This window comes from Actinacidiphila oryziradicis (genome assembly GCF_005047355.1).
GTDB classification, from domain to species: domain Bacteria; phylum Actinomycetota; class Actinomycetes; order Streptomycetales; family Streptomycetaceae; genus Actinacidiphila; species Actinacidiphila oryziradicis.
In genome coordinates this window covers 141,846-148,390 of the sequence record NZ_SUMC01000021.1, presented here as the reverse complement: position 1 = coordinate 148,390, position 6,545 = coordinate 141,846, and the positions used below count along the sequence as shown (strand labels likewise).

Here is a 6,545-nt window from a genome sequence, read left to right as displayed (position 1 = left end):
ACCTGCTCCGGCGGCGCGCAGCCGGTCATGGCCCCGGCGTTCACGCAGCTGGGACTCCTGCCCGGCCACCCACGGCTCGGCCAACTCCGCGATCAGCTTGCCGAGGCGACGGCGCGGGATCCCGGTGCAGATACGATGGCTCAAGGCCGTGCGGGCCCCTCTTGACGTCACAATCATGATCGTCTCGCACGGCCGTTTGCATGCTCAGACCGGGGTCTCAGCTACCGCGCACGACGTCGTAAGACCCCCGGCGAAACCACGATCGAAAAACCTCACTGCTATCAAGAAGGAGTAACTTGAGCCTGCAGACCCCTTCCATCGCCGCCCGGCACGCGGAAAGCGGGGCATTGATCTGCGAAGACGGGTTGGCCCGACCACCTTGGGCGGCGACCGATCCGTTACTGCGCGCCTACTACGACACCGAGTGGGGCATGCCGGTACGCAGTGAACAAGGCCTTTTCGAGCGAATCAGCCTGGAGGCTTTCCAAGCTGGTCTGTCGTGGGCCACGATCCTCCGCAAACGGCCGGCGTTCCGCGAGGCATTTGACGAATTCGACCCGGAGAAGGTCGCCGCCTACACCGACCGCGACATCGAGCGTCTGATGGCCGATTCGGGAATCGTACGCAACCGGCAAAAGATCTTGGCTACCATCAGCAACGCCGGTGCGACTGTCACTTTGCGGGCCGAGGGGGGCTTACCGGCCCTGGTCTGGTCTCACCAGCCGCGCGAGACACCACGGCCGCGCATACTCTCGGATATCCCCACGCGGTCCAGGGAATCCCAGGCCCTAGCCAAAGCGCTGCGTAGCAAGGGCTTCGCCTTCGTCGGGCCGACCAGCATGTACGCCTTGATGGAGGCCATCGGCATGATTGACACCCATCTCCTCGACAGTCATCGCCGCGGATCCTCCGGCACTTGGAAGCGCCTATGACCCAATGAGCCTCTCCGCGCAACCTGGCGATCACTTGCTATAGCTGTTTTCGTCGATGGGTGCAGGTCCTAGCCGGGTCTAGGGTTCTGCGGTTTCTGGCAGGATCCCGTTTTTGTAGCGGGTGAGGTGGTTGCGTTGGTAGTCGCGGGCTTCGTGGTAGGCCCAGTAGGTCTCGAAGTCGCCGCTGGAGCGCAGGGCGCGCAGGCGTAGCACGACTTCGGCGCCGTCTGGGCCCCAGCGGGCGCCGGTGATGTCGAGCTGGTCCTTGATCAGGTGGCGGCAGGCCAAGGCCGGGTAGTTAAGGTTTCCGGGCCGTCGTCAAGTGCCTGAGGTGATCGTGGGCTGACAAGGCAACGGAACTCCAGTAGGACGTGTAGTCGACCAAGACATCCACGTTCACCAGGAGCTCCCGCCGTGGCGCTGCCGGCCAGCAGGCCGAACACGGCCAGGGTGATGGTGAGTCCGAGCAGGGCGAGGACCAGGGCGCGGTCACGGTTACGGTCGGCGGCTCGCCCTCCGATGAGGTTCCCGACGACCAGGTCGACGCCGTAGACCATCAGCAACCAGACGACGTCCGAGGGGAACCCCCCCACGAACCGTCAGTAAGCTCATGCGCTAATATTCGGCGGCTCTGCCCTACACCACCCACCTTGCCGGTTCCCTGGGGAGACCCCTCGTGCGAAGACCCCTCATCGCTCCGCTCGCGCTCATCGCAGGGCTCGCGACTCTTGCCTCGGCGAGCCCTGCCCTGGCAGACACGCCGCCCGTACTACCCGTCATATCCGCCGTCGGCGCCGACCCGAACGACGCTGGCTATCTCGACTTCCACGCCACCTCCGACTCCGCGATCGACCCCGCATCCGTCACCGCGCAGCTCACCTTCCGTGTCTCCGGCGAACGGCCCGTGACGACCGTCACCGGGTTCACGCTGGTCTCCGGGACCCCGGAGGACGGTACGTGGCGCACCACCGCCCGAATGGCGCTGGGTGCCCACGGCGACTACGACGCAGTCGTCGATCTCGCTGATGCCGACGGCGATCACCCGGCCTACCTCGGCCGTGCCGTGGTCCGCTACGTGGATCTGCCCGTCTTCAGCGACACCGCGCTGGACCGCACCGCGCTGGACTTCGAGCACCAGTCGGTCACCGCTACGGGCAGCGTCTCAACCTTCGACCCGGCGACCGGCGTCACCACGTCCGGCTGGACCGGAGGAACGGTCTACCTGGAGGGGACTCGGGGGTCGGGGCCGTGGGAGGTCGCGACAACCGTCCAGCCCGACGGTACCTACCAGGTCACGGGTCCGGTCCACGGATACGTGTACGTGTACGCGGTCCAGCAAGACAGTCAAACCGTCAACACGGAGCTTGTGCAGGTGTCCATGACGGCAAGCCCGACCAGGATCGTCTTCGACAAGCCCACCGACACCGCCGTGTACGGCAGCGCGTACACCGTCAGCGGCACCGCGCAGTACCTGAGCCCCACAACGAACACCTGGACACCGCTGCCGGCCTCCGACCATGACATCGAAGTCGGTCTCCAGGGCCCCAACGGTAACCACGCCTACGAACTCACCTCCGGAGGCCGGTTCAGCGAGAAGCTCGACACCGTGACCGGCGACACCACCTGGTCAGCGCTGACCGGAGGCTACGGCTACCTCGCGCAGTCCACCGCAGACGCCCACCTCCACGCACTCTCACGCTCCGTCCTCGCATGGAGCGACCACACGTTCACCGGCGCCGGAGCCATCCGCGTCAAGGGCAGTCTCACAGCCTCCGCGGGCCCACGCCCCACCGGCCGCGTCGAGCTGCAGCAGTCGCAGAACGGCAGCACCGGGTGGACCACTGTGGCAACAGTGACCCCGAACGCAGCGGGCGCCTTCGATGCCTGGCACACCCTCAAACACCCCACCGGGTATCTGCGGTTGCACTACTCGGGCAGCGCGAACGCCACCGCGGCAGTAACCAGCAAGGTGCACCTAACCCGCTCCGTCACGCGGATCACGGGCTTCAACGCCTCACCTGAGCCGGTGCGCAAGGGCGGCACCCTGACTGTGACGGGAAACCTGCAGCGTCAGAACGGCTCCAGCTGGACGAGCCTGTCCGGGCAGCGGGTGGCCATCTACTTCCGCGTCCCCGGTGCCAAGGACGGAACCCGCATGGCCACCGCCACGACCGGCAACGGCGGCAAATTCACCGTCAAGCTCACAGCCAAGCAGGACGGCACCTGGAGCGCGACCTACGCGGCAACCAGCCAGTACCTCAACACCACCTCGGCCGGCGACTACGTCGACGTCCGCTGAGGAGCACAGCCCCGCAGCGCCTCGCACCTCACCTGTGCGGGGCGCTTCGCGTTGCTCCGCCAGCTTTGCGGTCGGCCGGGTCGTTACCACGGGTCAGCGGGAGCCCAGTGTCACTGGCGTCGGGTCGGATGAGCACGTGACTGCCTACCGACATGGCCTCGCTCGCCGGATACACCCCGGTGGCCGGAGCCGCCGGGGTGTATCCACAGGCCGCGGCGCAGGGCGGCGATGAAGGCGGCGCCGTTTGGGGTGCCGATGCCGGTCATGGTGTCGTAGCCCTTGGCGGTCACCTGCTGGGTGTCGGGGCGTTTCTGGGCGTCGAAGACGTCGACGTCCGCGCTGGTGGAGGTGTCGTCGGGCGCGATGTACGCGGCCCGGTTCCGCTGCGGCGTGGACGTGCTGATCGGCAGGGCGTCGTGGAACGCCTGGGTGCGGGCCAGGCGGTAGAGCAGCGGGTTGATGAAGCCGTAGGGCGACCTTTGGCCCTGCTGGGCGTCGGCGACCAGGCCCGCGACCAGCGGGGTGGCCAGGCTGGTGCCGGCGCTCGACACGGTGCGGTAGGGCCCTGGGTTCCCGTGGCTGTCCGTGCCGGTGTAGCCGACCAGCATGCCGGTGTCGGGGTCGGCGTCGGCGGCGATGTCGGGCACGGTCCGGCCGAGCACCGTCTTGTGGGCCACCTTGACCCGTGCCATCGACGCCGGGACGACGTCTTTCTGGTACGACGGCTGCCGGTAGACGTCGCTGACGCCCCCACCGCCTCCGCTGACGCCGATGTCGGTCCACTTGCCGCTGGTCAGCGAGCCGAAGTCGTCGTGGTGGCATGGCGCATGGATCGACCGTTCGGTAGCGGCGCTGCTCAGCTGGTCTCGAAGGCCCACGGCGCCGGTGACGGTGGCAGCCGTGCTCGCGGTCACGGCGATGGCCTTGGGCGTCGGGCGTCATGCGACCGGCTTCGAGTTCACCGAACCGCTCGGCTTGCTGGCTACCGCACCGCTGGCGTTGATCCGCTGGAAGCCGGCTGTCTCATTGACTCTGGTGCTCACCGCCAACGCGGGTTTCCTGTTGTTCGGCCGGTTGTCCTGGCCGGCGGCCGCGATGGTGGCGTGGGTGATCGCGTTGGTCGCCTGCCCGGTCCTGCTTTCGCGGGTGTGGGCCTGGGTGGCCTTCGTCGCCATGCAGGCCGCGGTCGCCGGTGCGGTTGTCATGCCCGCGTGGATCAATGAGACGCCGTGGGACGCGTCGGTCGGCCAAGAGCTCGCTGTCACCTGTGCTTTTGTGCTGGGCCTGCTTGTGGGCGTGCGGCGGCGGTCGGCCGCCCGGCGGGTGGTGCGCCACCGTGATCGACGCCTTCTTCGACCTCGCGGACCCGATCAACTGTCCGTAGCCTCATCCGACGATCCCGGGCCACCCAACGCTGGCAAAGTGAGTGCCCGTTCGGACTAAAGCCGGGATCTGCAACAAGGCTCGACGCCTGACGGGAAGCCGTAGATCCCTGGGGGGTCGACGGAGTCGTCCGGGATGTCGAGCGGGCAGATGCCCCAGCGCTCGGCGATTCGCATGACATCGCCTTCTCGGGGCATCGCGGCGAGCCAGGCGTCCCATTCGGGTTCCTGCCACTCCTGCCATCCGTCTTCGAGCCAGTGCCCACCGACACCGAGCTCCCTCTCCACCTCAGTGGGTTCGCCGAGATGCAGGGGGACGTCGCCTTGCATGCCGCTGTAGCAGTAGGCGCGGGTCAGCTCGCCGGATTCGACCTTGGCCCAGGCGTGATACTCGCCGATACGGTCGGTAGCAAAGTATTGGACATCGCCGAGTTGCGTGCTGAGCGTCTGGAGCCAGGCGGGAAAGCGTGGATCGGTGGCGTCGCTCCCGGAAGGCAGGTGGATCCGACTGTGGGCGATCGTCCAGTCGGGGACCGGCCTGGCCACGAAGACTCCTTGTCGGTAGGCAGCGCTCGTGCCGCCTACCCAGTCCATGATGTGCCGGTGTTGCAGGCCAAGGGCGTCGGCGACCTCCTCCGGCGCGGCGTCCTGGACTGCGAGCCATGAAGTCTTGTAGCCGATGCCCATGATCCCTCCCGTCGCGGTGCCTTGGAGATCATCGCAGGTAGTGCTGACACGTGGGTCGGCGATGAGCCGGGTGCGTGGCCGTCGGTGACCCGGGTAGATCATCTTCATCGCCACGTGGTCGATCTGCACATGGCGTACCTCGTCCAGGCCGTGGGTGTGCAGCAGGCGGGTGAAGAAGTGGGTGCGTCGCGGGTCGAGGTTGTCGGTGCGGTGCTCGAAGATCGTGATTACCGATTCGCCCACGTAGGCCGAACAACACAGCGCGACCAGTTTGACGTAGGGGTGGTCGTCGGTGCGGACGACCTCAAGCCGCTCGTCGAACAGGGCCTTGTAGGCACGTGGTTCGATCCCGGTCAGGGCGCGCACGTACCGGTCGAACGTGTTGGCGTGCTGGATCTCCTCGGCCGCGAGCCACGCGGCTCCGGCAACCAGGGCGCGGGTGATCACCGCGATTCCATCGGGGCCGGTCCGGCCGGACCGGTGCCGGGGCCCGAATGCGGTAGTGATCCGGCCGTGAGGCCAGGGTGTCGTCGGGCAGTTCGCCTGGTTGATTAGTCGCTACGCTGGTCGCGTCGTGCCGGCGGTCATCGCTACGAGTTCGCCCAGTACCTCGCGCTCGATGTCGAGGAACGACCGCTCCTCACCCTCGGCGATCCACTTGCCGAAGGCCACGCCGAACACGGTCACCCCGGATTCCCCGGCGAGCGTGGCCGTCGCCTCGGGGACGCCTCGCGATCGGAGGGCGGCAGCGAGCGCCGTGGCCAGCCCTGCCATCTTCAGCAACTCCCGTTCCCGCAGCGCGGGATTCTCGGAGATGATCGTCTGCCGTCGTCTGGAGTGGTCGCGGCGCTCGGCCGGGAAGAACGTCGCCGCGGCCGACAGGGTGGACTCGACCATCTCGAGCGGCGACGCGTGCGGCACAGCCGTAGCCACGCCGTCCAGGAAGGCCTGCTCCAACAGCTCCTGCCCGCTGAACAGCACCTCACGCTTGTCGGCGAAGTGGCGGAAGAACGTGCGCTCCGTGAGACCGACGGCCTGGGCGATGTCGGCCGCGGTCGTCCTGTCGTAGCCGCGACTGATGTAGAGGTCCATCGCCGCCGCCTGCAATCGCTCCCGCGCCCCGGGCTTCCATCGCACCATGACCGCCATTGTAGTGATGACAGCGGCCGACATGGCAGCTACAGTGACGGCAGTCACTGACGTCAGCGACTGACATCGCTCGCTCGTTCAACAGGCTTGACCATC

At 67.3% G+C, this 6,545-nt stretch carries 6 protein-coding genes and 1 pseudogene; 3 read left to right on the top strand and 4 right to left on the bottom strand.

The genetic code is table 11. From position 1 onward, the window contains the following. Positions 1-296 precede the first annotated feature (296 nt). Positions 297-932 (top strand): DNA-3-methyladenine glycosylase I, encoded by a 636-nt coding sequence (locus FCI23_RS22400; protein ID WP_136725711.1) that lies wholly within the window; start codon positions 297-299, stop codon positions 930-932. Between the two features lie 78 nt (positions 933-1,010). Here the strand turns inward: FCI23_RS22400 and FCI23_RS22395 are convergent. Then, positions 1,011-1,217 (bottom strand): annotated as a pseudogene (locus FCI23_RS22395) (ISKra4 family transposase); the annotation flags it as partial. 391 nt (positions 1,218-1,608) lie between these two features. Here FCI23_RS22395 and FCI23_RS22385 point away from each other — a divergent pair. Beyond that, positions 1,609-3,231, top strand: coding sequence for a hypothetical protein (locus FCI23_RS22385; RefSeq protein WP_136725710.1), 1,623 nt, complete (start codon positions 1,609-1,611; stop codon positions 3,229-3,231). A 110-nt stretch (positions 3,232-3,341) separates the two neighbouring features. Here FCI23_RS22385 and FCI23_RS22380 read toward each other — a convergent pair whose 3' ends face one another. Further along, on the bottom strand, positions 3,342-4,145 hold the full coding sequence (locus tag FCI23_RS22380; protein ID WP_136725709.1) for a S8/S53 family peptidase: 804 nt from the start codon (positions 4,143-4,145) through the stop codon (positions 3,342-3,344). On the opposite strand from FCI23_RS22380, the gene FCI23_RS22375 reads away from it, so the two are divergent. Continuing rightward, entirely contained in the window at positions 4,132-4,674 is a 543-nt protein-coding gene (locus FCI23_RS22375) for a hypothetical protein (protein WP_136725708.1), read from the top strand. The genes FCI23_RS22380 and FCI23_RS22375 overlap by 14 nt on opposite strands. Here FCI23_RS22375 and FCI23_RS59920 read toward each other — a convergent pair. Both FCI23_RS59920 and FCI23_RS22365 read right to left on the bottom strand, forming a co-directional pair. After that, positions 4,671-5,747, bottom strand: coding sequence for a hypothetical protein (locus tag FCI23_RS59920; RefSeq protein ID WP_246143902.1), 1,077 nt, complete (start codon positions 5,745-5,747; stop codon positions 4,671-4,673). The genes FCI23_RS22375 and FCI23_RS59920 overlap by 4 nt on opposite strands. A gap of 111 nt (positions 5,748-5,858) precedes the next feature. Beyond that, complete coding sequence (locus FCI23_RS22365; protein WP_136725707.1) at positions 5,859-6,440, bottom strand: TetR/AcrR family transcriptional regulator; 582 nt, start codon at positions 6,438-6,440, stop codon at positions 5,859-5,861. Positions 6,441-6,545: the final 105 nt, after the last annotated feature.

Bases quoted from the DNA above. Each gene is read 5' to 3' on its own strand.
- FCI23_RS22365 (WP_136725707.1), bottom strand. From the start codon at position 6,440: ATGGTGCGATGGAAGCCCGGGGCGCGGGAGCGATTGCAGGCGGCGGCG.